Annotated in this window: 14 protein-coding genes and 2 pseudogenes; 6 read left to right on the top strand and 10 right to left on the bottom strand. The window is 56.8% G+C overall.

Annotated elements, in window-relative coordinates; all coding sequences use genetic code 11:
* Positions 1-126: 126 nt before the first annotated feature.
* Entirely contained in the window at positions 127-387 is a 261-nt protein-coding gene (locus BPNPMPFG_RS11485; RefSeq protein WP_258595441.1) for a hypothetical protein, read from the bottom strand.
* A 218-nt stretch (positions 388-605) separates the two neighbouring features.
* Between BPNPMPFG_RS11485 and BPNPMPFG_RS11480 the strand changes: the two genes are divergently transcribed.
* The 3 genes from BPNPMPFG_RS11480 (at position 606) to BPNPMPFG_RS11470 (ending at position 3,237) form a co-directional block, all read left to right on the top strand.
* Positions 606-857 carry a hypothetical protein gene (locus BPNPMPFG_RS11480; RefSeq protein WP_258595440.1) on the top strand — a complete coding sequence of 84 codons (252 nt, stop codon included), beginning with the start codon at positions 606-608 and terminating at the stop codon, positions 855-857.
* Between the two features lie 139 nt (positions 858-996).
* A complete protein-coding gene (cls, locus tag BPNPMPFG_RS11475) occupies positions 997-2,433 on the top strand; it encodes a cardiolipin synthase (RefSeq protein WP_258595439.1) in 1,437 nt (478 codons plus the stop codon).
* A gap of 573 nt (positions 2,434-3,006) precedes the next feature.
* Positions 3,007-3,237 carry a hypothetical protein gene (locus tag BPNPMPFG_RS11470; RefSeq protein WP_413776844.1) on the top strand — a complete coding sequence of 77 codons (231 nt, stop codon included), beginning with the start codon at positions 3,007-3,009 and terminating at the stop codon, positions 3,235-3,237.
* 415 nt (positions 3,238-3,652) lie between these two features.
* Here BPNPMPFG_RS11470 and BPNPMPFG_RS11465 read toward each other — a convergent pair whose 3' ends face one another.
* Positions 3,653-3,844 carry a helix-turn-helix domain-containing protein gene (locus BPNPMPFG_RS11465; protein WP_319945985.1) on the bottom strand — a complete coding sequence of 64 codons (192 nt, stop codon included), beginning with the start codon at positions 3,842-3,844 and terminating at the stop codon, positions 3,653-3,655.
* Positions 3,845-3,968: 124 nt separating this feature from the next.
* Here BPNPMPFG_RS11465 and BPNPMPFG_RS11460 point away from each other — a divergent pair, with 124 nt between their 5' ends.
* Together BPNPMPFG_RS11460 and BPNPMPFG_RS43615 are read left to right on the top strand one after the other, a co-directional pair.
* Complete coding sequence (locus BPNPMPFG_RS11460; RefSeq protein WP_258595438.1) at positions 3,969-4,493, top strand: hypothetical protein; 525 nt, start codon at positions 3,969-3,971, stop codon at positions 4,491-4,493.
* An 84-nt stretch (positions 4,494-4,577) separates the two neighbouring features.
* Positions 4,578-4,703 (top strand): annotated as a pseudogene (locus BPNPMPFG_RS43615) (leucine zipper domain-containing protein); the annotation flags it as partial.
* On the opposite strand, the pseudogene BPNPMPFG_RS11450 reads toward BPNPMPFG_RS43615, so the two are convergent.
* Positions 4,695-4,784: pseudogene (locus BPNPMPFG_RS11450) on the bottom strand (transposase); the annotation flags it as partial. The pseudogenes BPNPMPFG_RS43615 and BPNPMPFG_RS11450 sit on opposite strands and share 9 nt — an antisense overlap.
* 101 nt (positions 4,785-4,885) lie before the next feature.
* Positions 4,886-5,689: a hypothetical protein gene (locus BPNPMPFG_RS11445; RefSeq protein WP_258595437.1), complete on the bottom strand. Its 804-nt coding sequence runs from the start codon at positions 5,687-5,689 to the stop codon at positions 4,886-4,888.
* 340 nt (positions 5,690-6,029) lie between these two features.
* On the opposite strand from BPNPMPFG_RS11445, the gene BPNPMPFG_RS11440 reads away from it, so the two are divergent.
* Positions 6,030-6,818, top strand: a complete 789-nt coding sequence (locus BPNPMPFG_RS11440) for a TylF/MycF family methyltransferase (RefSeq protein WP_258595436.1) — start codon at positions 6,030-6,032, stop codon at positions 6,816-6,818.
* Positions 6,819-6,970: 152 nt separating this feature from the next.
* On the opposite strand, the gene BPNPMPFG_RS11435 is transcribed toward BPNPMPFG_RS11440, so the two are convergent.
* The 6 genes from BPNPMPFG_RS11435 to BPNPMPFG_RS11410 all read right to left on the bottom strand — a co-directional run bounded on the left by BPNPMPFG_RS11435 (position 6,971) and on the right by BPNPMPFG_RS11410 (position 12,122).
* Entirely contained in the window at positions 6,971-7,546 is a 576-nt protein-coding gene (locus BPNPMPFG_RS11435; protein WP_258592110.1) for an IS630 family transposase, read from the bottom strand.
* On the bottom strand, positions 7,477-7,923 hold the full coding sequence (locus BPNPMPFG_RS11430) for an IS630 transposase-related protein (protein ID WP_258595435.1): 447 nt from the start codon (positions 7,921-7,923) through the stop codon (positions 7,477-7,479). The genes BPNPMPFG_RS11435 and BPNPMPFG_RS11430 overlap by 70 nt, the downstream gene beginning before the upstream one ends.
* Before the next feature lie 149 nt (positions 7,924-8,072).
* A complete protein-coding gene (locus BPNPMPFG_RS11425) occupies positions 8,073-8,507 on the bottom strand; it encodes a hypothetical protein (protein WP_258595434.1) in 435 nt (144 codons plus the stop codon).
* Positions 8,508-8,647: 140 nt separating this feature from the next.
* The gene (locus BPNPMPFG_RS11420; protein WP_258590135.1) at positions 8,648-9,727 is read right to left on the bottom strand and encodes an IS630 family transposase; all 1,080 of its coding nucleotides are present in this window, start codon (positions 9,725-9,727) and stop codon (positions 8,648-8,650) included.
* 313 nt (positions 9,728-10,040) lie between these two features.
* Positions 10,041-10,679: a class I SAM-dependent methyltransferase gene (locus BPNPMPFG_RS11415; RefSeq protein ID WP_258595433.1), complete on the bottom strand. Its 639-nt coding sequence runs from the start codon at positions 10,677-10,679 to the stop codon at positions 10,041-10,043.
* 6 nt (positions 10,680-10,685) lie between these two features.
* Complete coding sequence (locus BPNPMPFG_RS11410; RefSeq protein ID WP_258595432.1) at positions 10,686-12,122, bottom strand: glycosyltransferase family protein; 1,437 nt, start codon at positions 12,120-12,122, stop codon at positions 10,686-10,688.
* Between the last annotated feature and the right edge of the window lie 102 nt (positions 12,123-12,224).

The following is a 12,224-nucleotide window of genomic DNA, read 5'->3' as shown; positions in this document are numbered from 1 at the left end:
ACCGCTCCTTGCGCTCGCCCCCGGGAGCCGGTTGACGATGAGTGCCTGCTGCTTTTCCGGCCTCAGGTTCTTCCCGCTTCGAGTGTCCCTGCCGTTCAAATGTCGACGGCAGCTATCTGAGAGCCTTCAGTTTTGGGACGGATAAACAACGCTGTAGGTCGTCTCGATGATTGGAGGAATACGCTGCGACTGACCAGCAGCGCCTTTTCGAGTTGGCTGAGACAGGATATCGCCGTGGTAGCGGTACCGGCCAATTCTCTTCACTGCCAGAAACAATATGAGCGCTGAAAAAGACAAGGCAACAAGTGTCGGCATGGCAACAACTGCCAAGGCCACGCCTAGAACGAGCGCAAACACGGTTCGCAAAGATTCAGCAAGCCTGTGCATTGAGAAGACTCCATTCCTGTCAAATCAATGAGCTATCGAAATTTCCCACGCATTGCCGCTGGGATACAAATTTGTAAGGTGCCTTTTGCGCATTGAGCGAAAAGTTATCGACGTATTGTCAGGCGGCTTAAGTCCGGCCCGCGAAAAAGGCAATGAAATCAACAATTCTGGTACGTCCCTCGGGCCATCCAATTCTTTCGGGATAGAGAGCATTCAGCATGGCGGCAGGCAAAGAAGCAGAACATGAATCGCTTGGCGTGGCGCGGGAGCGAAGTATGCGTAAAATGCCGGAGGACGGGCGGTTGCCGTTCATTCCCATAATGATGCCGACCTTAGCGGACAAGCCGCCGGCGGGCGGTGGCTGGATTCATGAAGTCAAGTTCGACGGCTATCGAACCCAGCTGGTCAACACGAAAGGCGCGCGATTCTTCACGCGACGAGGCTTCGATTGCCGATCGCCGCGTCGGTGAGCGGGGCCTCGACCTCCCGCAGCGTCGCCACGAGAATGACCCGTCGCCGCGCCGGCCCCGTCCGCTGGAAAGCCTTCGCGATGTAGCGGGCGCCTTCGGACGCAATCGAGGGGCACCTTGGAAAGAAGGGATAAATATCATGTTATACAATTCGATATGGCTATCTATACTAATTTTTATTCAGTTCTCGGCAATTGTCGGAATGCTTCTCAACAATTATATAAATTCAAACGCCCGCCTAGCCTGGATTATTGTAATTGTATTCCTGCCAGTATTCGGGATTCTGTTGTATTTATTTTTCGGGGAGCCATGGATCGCAAGACGATTTCGACGACAGGCAGAAGGAACGTTCAAGAAACACGAGTGGACCCACGCGATCGCAGCAAATTCCGCTTCTGCGACCGTGGCTGATCGATTTCGATCTGCTTTTGCGACCTGTGAGCACATTAGCGGATGTCCTGTCGTGGCTGGCAATCACGCGACTCTCACCGCGGATTCGAACGGCGCCATCGATGCGATGGTATCCGACTTCGACAAGGCTCAGGAAACGATTCATATCTCCTTCTACATCTGGCTTACCGACAATAACGGCTTGAAAATCGTTGAAGCGTTGAAACGTGCAGCGTCACGGGGCGTGGTCTGTCGTGTTGTCGTAGATGCTGTCGGCTCGCTTGATCTAATTCGTTCCGAATACTGGGCGGCGATGGAAGCGGTCGGAGTGAAGTTGTGTGTTTCGCTCAAGCCGCCGGTAGGGGTGTCACTGCAATCGATAAGTCGGCCCGACCTGCGCAACCACCGCAAGATCGTCGTCGTAGACAATCAGATCACATATTGCGGAAGCCAGAATTGTGCAGACCCGCAATTTCGCATCGAGCCGAAGTTTGCGCCTTGGGTCGACATCATGCTTCGATTCGAAGGCCCGGTCGCCCGTCAGAACCAGTTTCTCTTCGCAAGCGATTGGACAATTGAATATGGCGAGGATCTCTCACCCATATTGGATGCACCACTTCCCCCGGTCGAATCTGACGGTTTTCCGGCAATCGCCTTTGGCACTGGTCCCATGTCGCCGAAGGGCTCGATGTCGGATGCCTTCGTGGCGCTCCTTAACAGCGCAGAGCGGGAAGCCGTTATCTCCACCCCTTATTTCGCTCCCGATCTGCCGCTACTCGCTGCCATACTGTCCTGTGCCCGGCGCGGGGTGGAGATAACGCTCATCCTGCCCGCACGAAACGACTCTGCTGTTGTCGCCGCGATCAGCAGGGCGCACTATGCTGAACTGCTCGCTGCGCACGTCACCCTACGCGAGTATCATGGGGGGCTTCTCCACGCGAAGACGTTGGTGGTGGACAGAAGCGTTACCCTTGTCGGCTCTGCCAATATGGACTTTAGGAGCCTTTACCTGAATTTCGAGAATAACATTCTTCTCTATTCAGACGACGTTTCGCGTGCGGTTCGCGAAAGACAAGAAAGCTATATTGTAAGCTCAACCCTCGTTTCACTCGAGGAAGTCCAATCGCGATCGAAAGCGCGCGCTGCGTTCGACAATTTGCTCACAATCGTCGGACCGATCTTCTAGGTTTTGGTATAGGCAATGAAACATTGACGTTGTTCAGAATGTGGTGGCTAGAGGCATGATGTCCGCGACGAAGCCGGCGGCGCGTTCAGCAGAATAACACGTAAGGCATCTATTCGGCCGATGCGCTGGGTCAATGAAAGCCCCACACGGCATCTGACCCTCTTGGACCCAAATAGCTGTTGTTCCGCCGGCCTCCGAAGCCGGCGGGCTCTTTTTGCGTCATGCAATCAAATGCTGATCGGCCGCGCGCTCTCCGCCAGAGGCGCGGGCTTCATGCTTCTTGATGATGTTGTGTCCGGCGGGCAATTGTATGGTCTCGGTGGTTTCGGCGCGATAACTTCGGGTAGCAAGGCTCGGGCGCCAAGGGGCGAGTGCCATGCGAGATTTGCCATTCGACATTGATGCAGATGCCGTGATCGAAGTCGGCGGGTATCTTGATGACCATGCGAAAACCACCGCAGTTTCGATATCCGAAGCGCTCCGTGTAATCAGGCGTCGCGTCAACGCCGCGGCGTCGCGGGTGAGCCCCTGGCTCTCAGCGAGCGCCGCATAGCCTCGGATGATATTCTCGCGATGCCCGGCAATGGCATCGCCGGGATCCTGGTTGACAACAACAACCGTAAGCCTTTGGCTCGGCTATGGTTCAATAGGTCCGTGAAATATCTCGGGCTTTTCGATGGTGAGAAGGAAGAGAAGGTCAAGATCGACTCGCTCGACGAAATCTATGACCACGCCGATCGCTTACGAGCTACTGCGAAGGAATATCTTGCCGGGGTAGTCGCCGCGCCCTCGAATGCTTCATGACTTGAGCGTTTCGGAAGTCCAGGCCATGGGCCTTCTTCGAGGCTCGAACTGCGCAACGAACGTCCGCTCGTGCGCGTTAGCCGGGACTAGCCACCCTACTATGCACCCCTTTTGGTAGCCGTCGCGGTACTCGGCATCGTAATGCCAATCTTTTCGGTAAATAAAGGGATTAGCGCTCCCTCGGGGTCATGACCTTTCCACCGATCGGCTTCCGATCATCGGGATGAATGCGGGTTCTTGACATTCAGTCCACGCCTCGAAGGAGCACCCGCGTCCCGAGACTGCTCCGATCACGACGCAATCAACAATAGCGAGGCGACAACTCCTTGGCCCTCGTCGCTATCGCTCAGCCTTCCGTCGGCCGGCGTGCAGAGGTTCCGGTTTTTTCTGGCCCTCCGGCGGATCGACAAACAATTCAGCGATAGGAGCCTTTTAGGGCGCTTGCAAGGCGCTCGAGGGTCTCGATTGTTGGGTTCTTCGTAGCGCGTTCTAGGTGTCCGACATAGGCACGCTCAACCTCTGCTCGCAACGCCAGTTCGTCCTGCGAGATGTTGTTTGCCACGCGCAGCCGGCGAAGATTCCAAGCGACGAGTTGGCGAACGTCCATGGCTGGAGAAGGCCAGCGGATCGTTCAAGAAACCACGTTCTATGACACCATGATTTAAGCTATCGGAGTTAGGTTTCATGACATCGCGCAAGCCTGTTTGCACGACTGTTTGGAGATCGCGACTATGGCTGGATTCGATGGTGGATCTTGGTCTGGACTGGACAAGCTAAGAGTAGGGCGTTGGGGCGAGCAGCTAACAACGATGGCTCTGACACAGAGGGGCCTCGATGTTTACCTGCCTGCAGTCGATGATCGTGCGATTGATCTCTTAGTGCGGATCGAAAGCGATCCGGTCCAATTTGCAGAAGTGCAGGTCAAAACCATCCGGCTTTCGAAACCGAGCTATCTGTTCATGCGCAAGAAGCACTTTGCCATTGGACCCAATCGCTTCCTGGCTTTGGTTGTCCTCCAAGAGGGGCGGCCCGACCCTGAGATCTTCATCATCCCATCAACGGCTTGGTCCGAGCCCAAGGCACCGTTCGTTTCCCGAGATTTCGAGGGACTTCAATCTGAACCCGAATTTGGCTTGACCGTATCGAGATCGACTTTGTCGTCACTCGAAAGGTACCGATTGATGAGAGCGTCGCCTTTCTTGGAGCAGACAGCGCCGGATGATGGCAGTCGTAATCTGGTCGCTACCCGTGCCTAGCTGTGAGCTTTCAATAGGTTGTCCATCCGATCCGGGCCGAGAAGACTGAGGTTGTCGAAGCTTCAGTGATTCTCGGAGGATCGGATGAACGTCCATAAGAATGCCCGTCTGACGTGGCACGGTCGAGCGCGAATTGTGAGGCAGGTCGAGAGCGGGCAAACGCCGGAGGCCGTTGCCGAAGCCGCAGGCGTTTGTGCGCGGACGAGCCGCCTGCGCGACCACAACACCTCGTTCCTTCACCAGCCTCACAGCCTCAAGCTTGAACTCGCGGCTGAACTTTCTTCTCTCCATGGGAAAACTCCGTTTCCATCTTCAACACCTTAACTCGGTATCCATGGAACCGGCAGCAGGCCATCCTGACCTCTTCAATCTCACCTCTTTAATTCAGCTGGTTACGCGATACGTAACAGTTCGCGGAGGCGGACCGGCAGTCGCGAGGAGGCGCGCAGTTCGGCACAGCTCGCTTCCCATTGCAGGAAATACTCGCCGACCGGGATACCGGTGCGGCCGGGCCAACGGTTGAGTGCGCCCAGCGCCTCGACGCAGTCTGGAGCCTGGTCGTATTCGGCGAGGATGGTCACGGACATCGCCTGGGCGAATGGATTGAGGGCGGGCATTTCGATCTCGTCGCGGTGGTCGGCGAACCACGCAGCGGCGTCGCGGGTGAGCCCCTGCTTCTCAGCGAGCGCGGTATAGGCTCGGATGATATTCTCGCGATACTTGGCAATGGCATCACCGAAAGCATTGTCGCCGGCGAATGGCGGGTTCTCCTTCCAGTCCTTCGCCAGGCGCCCCAGTCCACGCAGCGAGAATGCTTCAACCATCGCTTCCTCGAGCCACTGGCAGGGCGGCGCCGGCTTGGCGTCCGGCTGCCAGCTGTTGGCAAACACATGGCCGAGTTCGTGGCCGAACTGGTAGGCGAGCTTCGACCAGTCACGCTCACCGATATCCACGATGATCCAGGCCATGCTGCTGCCGTCCGGATGCAGCCAGACGGCCGGCGTGCCGGAAGTGTGCTCGTCGACACGCAGCCGCGTCGGCTGGCGGTCGGAGAGCAGGCGGACGCCATCAAGGCATGAATGCCGCATGCGCTCGACGACCTGATCGGCCGCACCCTCAAGCATGCGGCCCCAGTCGCCGGCAAGCTCGATGGGCGCGGTGAGGAGGGACGGAGGCAGAGCGGTCGGTGGCGCCATGGCTGCATATCTCTCCGCGAGGGCGTCCCGACACGTCAACGCGGTAGGAATCAAGCTTCCGGCCGCTGCGCGCCCCAAGAGTGTAACGAAATCTCGTCGTCGCACTTCGATTCCTGATGTCCGACCGCCCGAATCTAACTACCATGATAATCCACCAATGGCGAAGACTCGGGAAGCGGATATGGCATCAGGAGCGGGCGAGGCTATCTTTTCGCAAACGTATGGCGAAAGTTGTCTGCTACGGTGACAGCGTAGCCGTTCAACGAGCCGCACTCGCATCATCCAAAATCCCAACGCGGAAAGCGTCGGTTCGTGTCAAGCTCTCAGAAGGAGACGAACGTTGGATGACAGTCATGACTTCTTGACCGCCGCAATGAAAATGCGGAATAGATACCTTAATGTTCTGGAAGCATCGCTGACCGGAACCTTATATGGCGATGCGCCCATTGATCCGTGGACGGGTGGGAAATACGACCCGAACAAGCGTGCTCTTGGGCGGGATTGGCCGGGACTGGCGCAAACCATGATTGGCTCAGCGAGAATGCGCAATCTGCGGCATTTATGCGAAACTGTGATCTTAAATGATGTTCCCGGCGACTTCATCGAGACCGGAGTTTGGCGCGGCGGGGCATGTATTTTTATGAGAGGTATTCTCGCCTCGTACGCCGATACTCAACGTCGGGTCTTCGTCGCTGACAGTTTCGCTGGCCTTCCTCCCCCAAGCCCGGAAATCTATGCGGCGGACGCTGGGGACACCCACCACACGCATACGCAACTGGCGATCTCCCGGAAGGACGTAGAAGAAAACTTCCGCAGATATGATTTGCTTGACGAGCAAGTCGTCTTCCTTGAAGGCTGGTTCAAGGACACACTCCCTAGTGCTCCGATACAAAAATTAGCGATTCTCAGACTCGACGGAGACATGTATGAATCAACAATTCAAGCTCTTGACGCGCTTTATCACAAGCTATCGTATGGTGGATTCGTAGTCGTTGACGACTACTTTCTCGCCCCATGCGCTCAAGCTGTAAATGAATTCCGGACTAGAGAGGGTATTACATCGCCATTAATTCCAATCGATGGCTGTGCGGTGTGGTGGAGGGTTTCCGAGGCTGCAAATCACGATTGACAAAGTTCTTCATCGGACGAAACAGGCAATACTCTTACCAATACCGGCGCGGAGTTCAGCTTCCCGCGAGCAAGAGCCGAAAGCGCAAGGATCACTGCTTTGATTTAGTGACGGCTTTACCGTCGCTTCCTTATGTCTAAAGCGTGTCGCGATTAATTGGCCTCATATCCGGCAGCCTTGAAGAAGTTTCTGCATTCGGCTGGCTCGAACAGGTGGCAGATATCGCCGAGAGCGTCGCAGAGGGCATCGAAAGTTCTGGCCGCCTTCTTTCGCAGCCGCGCCTTGAGTTTTGAGTAGGCCATCTCGATCGGATTGAGATCGGGTGAGTATGGCGGCAGGAACAGGAGCCATGCGCCCCTTTGGCGAACCAGTTGGGCAGCGCGCTCGTTCTTGTGGAAGCCGACATTATCGAGAATGACGACATCGCCGGGCGACAGTTCGGGAGCGAGCTGCGTTTCGACGTAGCGTTCGAAGATGGCGGCATTCATCGGCGCGTTGACGATCCACGGCGCGACAAGACCGTGACATCGCAGCCCGGCGATGAAGGTCTGCGTCTGCCATTTGCCGAATGGCGCATGCGTCCTGAAGCGCTCGCCCTTCGGCGCCCAGCCGGTGCGTTTGGTCAGTTTGGTATTGGTCGACGTCTCATCGATGAAGATCAGCCGCGCCAAAGCCTTGTTGAAGAAGCGCTTTCGCCGCCCGATCCACAGTTCACGCGCCTGGCGCACGTCGGCCCGCTGCTGCTCGCTGGCCAGTAGAGTTTTTTTTTATGACTGAGCCCAAGGCGATTGAGCAGGCGACCGACATTGGAGCGGTGCACGCTCACCCCGCGCACCTCCAGCTCGACGCAAAGCTCATCTAGCGTCAGTTCGCCGGTCTCGGCCAACCGCGAGCGGACAAACTCGGCATGCGGCTCAAGCTTGCCGCCGCCCACATGGCCCTGCCGACGCGCTTCAAGCGAACCGGTCTGCCGCCGCAGGTTGATCAGATTGTTCACAAAGCGAGGCGAAACGCGGAAATGGCGCGCAGCCTCGCGGTGACCATGTCCCTCATCGACATACGCAACAACACGCCGACGCAACTCAAGCGGTAGCGGCTTGCCCATCGCGGTCTCCTTTCAGCCGCAATGAATCACGAACTCAAATCTATGGGAATCCTGAATCCCTTAAATCGCGACACGCTTTAGGGCCGCTCCGCACTGCTGCGTCAATAGCGCGTTCAAACCGTTGCCATCCGTCTGAACGCCCGTCTGCTTCAGTGCAAGGCGACCTGTCGCCCAAGGACTTGTTTAACGACCCTTTGGATTGCGGGCTTTTGGCTCCTTTTCGAATCTCGGGATTGCGTCCAATCTGTTATCTGCCTGCCACGCAGCGAGAATGCTTCAACCATCGCTTCCTCGAGCCACTGGCAGGGCGGCGCCGGCTTGGCATCCGGCTGCCAGCTGTTGGCAAACACATGGCCGCACTCATGGCCGAACTGGTAGGCGAGCTTCGACCAGTCACGCTCACCGATATCCACGATGATCCAGGCCATGCTGCTGCCGTCCGGATGCAACCAGATGGCCGGCGTGCCGGAAGTGTGCTCGTCGACACGCAGCTGCGTCGGCTGGCGGTCGGAGACGAGACGGACGCCGTCAAGACATGCATGCCACATCCGCTTGACGACCTGAACGGCAGCACCCTCCAGCATGTGGCCGCAGTCGCCGGCAAGCTCGATGGGGGCGGTGAGGAGGGTTGGCTGAGGGCCGGTCGAGGAAGGTGGGGGAGACATAGCCGCGTAGCCTTTCCGCGAGCGACCTGGTGCCAAGCTGGTAGCCAATGAGACGGCAGCTAGTGGATGGAATCTAACACTTGGTGCCCACGTTTGACGGCAGCAATGATTTTGTCGGGATCGGCGGTCCAAGTGAAGGGTTTGGGTTGCTGGTTGTGCTCTGCCACGAAGCGGTTGATTGCCGCCTGGAGGTCGACGACGGAGTGGAAGACGCCTCGCTTGAGACGACGCGTGGAGAGTTTGGCGAAGAAGCCCTCGACGGCATTGAGCCACGAGCATGAGGTCGGCGTGAAGTGGAAGGTGAAGCGCTGATGGCGGTCGAGCCAGGCACGCACCTTGGGGTGCTTGTGAGCGGCGTAGTTGTCGAGGATGACATGGACCGCCTTGCCGGCCGGCGCCTCGGTGTCGATGGCGTTGAGGAAGCGGATGAACTCCTGGTGGCGGTGACGCTGCATGTTGCGGCCGATGACGGCGCCGTCGAGCACGTTGAGAGCGGCAAACAGCGTGGTGGTGCCGTGCCGCTTATAATCGTGCGTCATGGTGCCGAGCCTTCCCTTCTTCATGGGCAGGCCGGGCTGGGTGCGGTCCAGTGCCTGGATCTGGCTCTTCTCGTCGACCGACAGCACGATGGCGTGGGCCGGCGGATCGACATAGAGGCCGACGACGTCGCGCAACTTGTCGATGAATTTCGGATCGTTGGAGAGCTTGAACTGCCGCCAGCGGTTTGGCTGCAGCCCGTGCGCCTTCCAGATGCGGCGCACCGCGCTGGCGCTGATGCCGGCGGCCCTGGCCATCATGTCGGCGGTCCAGTGCGTCGTTTCCCCTGGCGGGTCGTCGAGCGCCAGCGCCACGACGCGCTCAGCGATCTCAGGCCCGAGCGGCGCAATGCGCGAGGGACGCGTCTTGTCGCGCAGCAGCCCCTCGAAGCCTTCCGTGGCGAAGCGCTCCTGCCAGCGCCACACGCAGGTCTTGGATTTGCCGGTCCGCCCCATGATTTCGATCGTGCCGGCGCCGGTGGCGCTCAACAGCACGATCTCGGCGCGCCACACATGCTTCTGCGGGCTGTTACGATCTTTGACCAGGGCAACCAAACGCCGATGGTCAGAAGGCGAGACGGTGAGAGATATTCCTGTGCGCATACCGCAGACTCGCACGCGCTCAGCCAAAAGGGAATCCCGATCCGGACTCTTATGTCAGGCGGAAACCACTAGTATGCCAAACTGTCGCCTGTGTGACCGGAGCGTCATCGGGAACTTTCTCCTAGGGTGACGCGCTTCATTATTTTATTTTGTCCAACAAACTTTTCCGTTGGGCAACAATTACTTCTTGGCGCCCATCGCAGGGCGTACCGCAACCCCACAACCGTCGAACAACGCTTAAGGCAGTGTGTAAGTTGGTATGTTGGCTTCGCAGCGGCGACGAGCATTTGAATCGGTAGTGGCACTGGGTTTCTCATGCACCGATTTGCGTCATGTCCCACAGACACATCGCCTTCGATGCGTAGTGTTCCTCCGGCATGACCAGGAGTGGCAGCGGCAACGAGAATGGCGGTTGCTGTAAGTTGAGAAATCCGAATCCGCCCGGTTCCGGCGCAATGTCCTGTGCCGAGGTCGAATGGCTTGAGGTGAACAGCCAGCGTGCGCCGCATTTCTTGAAGTTGCGCAGCGCGCGCCAGATATCGGGCTCGGTCAGATGCTGCAGACAGTCGCGTGAAAAAACGAGGTCGACATTCGGCAGCGGTTCGGCAGCCAGATCAAGCACGTGGAATTCGCGATCCGCGTATCGCATGCGATTCGTTTCGATGACTTCCGGAACGATATCGCAACCGATGTAGTGCGTTTTGCCCAAGTCGACGAAGCGCATCCAGTTGAAGTCGCCGCAGGGCGCATCGAGCATGGACTTCACATCCAGTGCGCGCAAAAGCATCGGCAATACGGTTCGCACGCGATGTGTCGTCGCGTACGCTGAACCGAGTCCGGAGCGCGATTCCGCGGAGCCCCACTCGTTGCTTTGGTAAATACGCGCGAAGGCTTCGCGGGAATCATCGGGCGTGCTTTGCGTCATCGAATGCACCTCATCGACAGCTTGCATCGAATTTCACGCGCGGATGTCGCCCCACATTTGGCGCCCATGGGCACGCTCTGCCCCAGTTAGTTGCCGCTTGCGCAGCACCACATGTATCTCGTCTACCGCCCGCGGGCTACGCAAAATCTCGTCATGTGAAACGCCTCGTGCTGCCAGCTCGCGCCCCAAGGAACTATAGTGAAAGGTCTGCTCAATCAAATCGAATCTAGCTTCGGTCCAGCCGAGATACCAGTGCCATTCGCAATAGTAGTACCAACTCCGCTCATTAAAGGCGTGCACATTGGTGGGATCTTGCCAAGCACCGTACGATAGATCGTAAGGGACGTATACCTTAAGCTCGCCGCCATATGTTAATAGTTCCAAGCAATTTTTCATAGCGACAACTAGGTTTTGAATTTTCTCAAGTACGTTTTGAGCAGTTATACTCACAACCAGCTCCGGTCGGAGGCGAACAGCACCAAAGCGCCTTGATATAAATTCTCGGGTCAATAGCTCCGGATCTGATATATCGGCGACAATATCAGGATTCCATTGGCTGCTAATGTCGATATTGAGCAAGTGTGGATCGTACATCTTGCCACTGCCGATTACCATATCGCCCGGAAGGCGCGGCAAATCACTCCAGGCTAGTGCTTCAGGAAGTATTTCTTTGGCGCGGCGTTGACTAAATGCCTCGAACCCTGCTGCTGCTACTTTATGACGTCGATCTGGGTCGTTAACTAGCGCCTCGGTCACATCGACAAGGTTCTCGTAAGTGGCTGCAACAAAGGCGCTGGCCAAATCGGCATCCACCAGTTCACCCGAGTTTACTTCGCTTACTACAGCGCGCTTGTTCGCCAACAGATCGAAAACGCGAATGATTTCAAGCTGCCCGCTATCATAGAAGTGCAAATTGAGTACCACTTTCGACCGCGCGATAAGCCGGTCAAGCTGGTCGCCGAATACGTTATACACGGCTTCAACGCGCAGCCCTCGCGCGCGCATTTCATCAAGTATTTTAGATCGTCTGTCATTAAAAGAACCGTAGAATAGGACATCTATATCGTCGTTTGTATCAAGTATTCTTAAAAGTCCGCCCACATAGAACATCTTAAAGTAGTGTACTGGTCGAGATATTCTCTCAGATAGAAATAGTGAATTGGACTCGTTAAAATCCCAAACAGAAAATCGACGAAGTGTATTAGTGTATTCGCTCGACATCCAGTCAGACGTATGATTTTCAACGTTAAATATGACAGAATTAGCTGGCAAATGGGCCAAGCCAACCTCTCCATACAGGTTTGCACCTAGTACGATTGCCTGCCCGTTGAACCCCTGCGGCAACTCATGGACGATATCAGTTTCGATGGAAATCTCACGCAGCCCATCGGCGAGCATTTGAATCAAGCTTGCGAGCACCTTCACCATCCCTGGGTGAACGAGAAGTGTGATGTGACCTGCGATATTCACGCCGTTCTCCCGAGGGCTTAGTATCTTACCTGCTACAATTTCTGCAGCCCGCGACGCTCCAGGCGGGTAGACCCCTGTTGCGCCGGCTCCACCGATGCTTGC

Origin of the sequence: Mesorhizobium sp. AR07, assembly GCF_024746815.1 — a bacterium.
Taxonomy (GTDB): domain Bacteria; phylum Pseudomonadota; class Alphaproteobacteria; order Rhizobiales; family Rhizobiaceae; genus Mesorhizobium.
The sequence above is the reverse complement of the archived record's forward strand: the minus strand, read 5'-3'. Positions and strand labels throughout refer to the sequence as shown.

Bases quoted from the DNA above. Each gene is read 5' to 3' on its own strand.
- BPNPMPFG_RS11415 (WP_258595433.1), bottom strand. From the start codon at position 10,679: ATGCAAGCTGTCGATGAGGTGCATTCGATGACGCAAAGCACGCCCGAT.
- BPNPMPFG_RS11430 (WP_258595435.1), bottom strand. From the start codon at position 7,923: ATGGGCAAGCCGCTACCGCTTGAGTTGCGTCGGCGTGTTGTTGCGTAT.
- BPNPMPFG_RS11485 (WP_258595441.1), bottom strand. From the start codon at position 387: ATGCACAGGCTTGCTGAATCTTTGCGAACCGTGTTTGCGCTCGTTCTA.
- BPNPMPFG_RS11470 (WP_413776844.1), top strand. From the start codon at position 3,007: ATGCCCGGCAATGGCATCGCCGGGATCCTGGTTGACAACAACAACCGT.
- BPNPMPFG_RS11445 (WP_258595437.1), bottom strand. From the start codon at position 5,689: ATGGCGCCACCGACCGCTCTGCCTCCGTCCCTCCTCACCGCGCCCATC.
- BPNPMPFG_RS11420 (WP_258590135.1), bottom strand. From the start codon at position 9,727: ATGCGCACAGGAATATCTCTCACCGTCTCGCCTTCTGACCATCGGCGT.
- BPNPMPFG_RS11425 (WP_258595434.1), bottom strand. From the start codon at position 8,507: ATGCTGGAGGGTGCTGCCGTTCAGGTCGTCAAGCGGATGTGGCATGCA.
- cls (WP_258595439.1), top strand. From the start codon at position 997: ATGTTATACAATTCGATATGGCTATCTATACTAATTTTTATTCAGTTC.
- BPNPMPFG_RS11480 (WP_258595440.1), top strand. From the start codon at position 606: ATGGCGGCAGGCAAAGAAGCAGAACATGAATCGCTTGGCGTGGCGCGG.
- BPNPMPFG_RS11460 (WP_258595438.1), top strand. From the start codon at position 3,969: ATGGCTGGATTCGATGGTGGATCTTGGTCTGGACTGGACAAGCTAAGA.
- BPNPMPFG_RS11465 (WP_319945985.1), bottom strand. From the start codon at position 3,844: ATGGACGTTCGCCAACTCGTCGCTTGGAATCTTCGCCGGCTGCGCGTG.